Below are 1350 nucleotides of genomic sequence, written 5' to 3' on the forward strand. Positions count from 1 at the left end.
GGCTGGCGCTGCTCGACGAGATCAAGACCATGCATCCGACCTTGCCGGTGGTGATGATTTCCGGCCACGGCAACATCGAAACGGCGGTCTCCGCCATCCGTCGCGGCGCCTATGACTTCATCGAAAAACCGTTCAAGGCCGACAGGCTGATCCTTATTGCCGAGCGTGCGCTCGAGACCTCGAAATTGCGGCGCGAGGTTTCCGACCTCAAGCTGCGCAGCGGCGAAACCTTCGATCTGATCGGCATGTCGTCGGCGATGAGCCAGTTGCGCCAGACCATCGAACGCGTCGCGCCGACCAACAGCCGCGTGATGATCATCGGACCGTCTGGCTCGGGCAAGGAATTGGCCGCGCGCGCCATCCACACGCTGTCGGCGCGCAAGAGCGCACCTTTCGTGACGCTGAGCGCCGCCAACATCACGCCCGAGCGCATGGAGATCGAGCTGTTCGGCACCGAATCGAATGGCGTCGAGCGCAAGGTCGGCGCGCTGGAGGAGGCCCATCGCGGTATCCTCTACATCGACGAGGTGGCCGACATGCCGCGCGAGACGCAAAACAAGATCCTGCGCGTGCTGGTCGAGCAGCAGTTCGAGCGGGTAGGGGGAACCAAGCGGGTCAAGGTCGATGTCCGCATCATCTCCTCGACCTCGCAGAACCTCGAAGCGATGATTGCCGACGGGCGTTTCCGCGAGGATCTTTACCATCGCCTCGCGGTGGTTCCGGTCATCGTGCCGGGATTGGCCGAGCGGCGCGAGGATATTCCCTACCTCGTCGACAATTTCATGAAGCAGATCGCCCGCCAGGCCGGCATCAAGCCGCGCCGCATCGGCGACGACGCGCTGGCCGTGCTGCAGGCGCACAACTGGCCGGGCAACGTTCGCCAGCTGCGCAACAATGTCGAGCGCCTGATGATCCTTGCGCGCGGCGACGACGTCGATGCGCCGATCACCGCCGATCTGTTGCCGGCCGAGATCGGAGATGTCATGCCGCGCACGCCGAATCAATCCGACCAGCACATCATGGCGCTGCCGCTGCGCGAAGCGCGTGAGCAGTTCGAGAAGGACTACCTGATCGCCCAGATCAACCGGTTCGGCGGCAACATCTCGAAGACCGCCGAGTTCATCGGCATGGAGCGCTCCGCGCTGCACCGCAAGCTGAAGTCGCTGGGCGTCTGACGCGGGTTAGCCGCGCCTGGGCCAAGCATTTGCCGGTTACGGCCGCGGTGGAATCGCATAAGAAAGCCCCAGAATTTCTTAGAGGTTGCCCATGCCGCGCATTGCCTATGTCAACGGGCGCTATGTCACGCACGCCGACGCTGCCGTGCATATCGAGGATCGCGGCTATCAGTTC

1 protein-coding gene is annotated in these 1350 nt (G+C 63.5%); it reads left to right on the forward strand.

Going from position 1 to position 1350, the window contains the following annotated elements:
- A partial coding sequence (locus tag EN984_RS34825; protein WP_164765932.1) for a sigma-54 dependent transcriptional regulator occupies positions 1–1175 on the forward strand: 1175 nt, incomplete at its 5' end.
- Positions 1176–1350 lie beyond the last annotated feature (175 nt).

Source organism: Mesorhizobium sp. M7A.F.Ca.CA.004.12.1.1 (genome assembly GCF_003997835.1).
Lineage (GTDB): Bacteria > Pseudomonadota > Alphaproteobacteria > Rhizobiales > Rhizobiaceae > Mesorhizobium.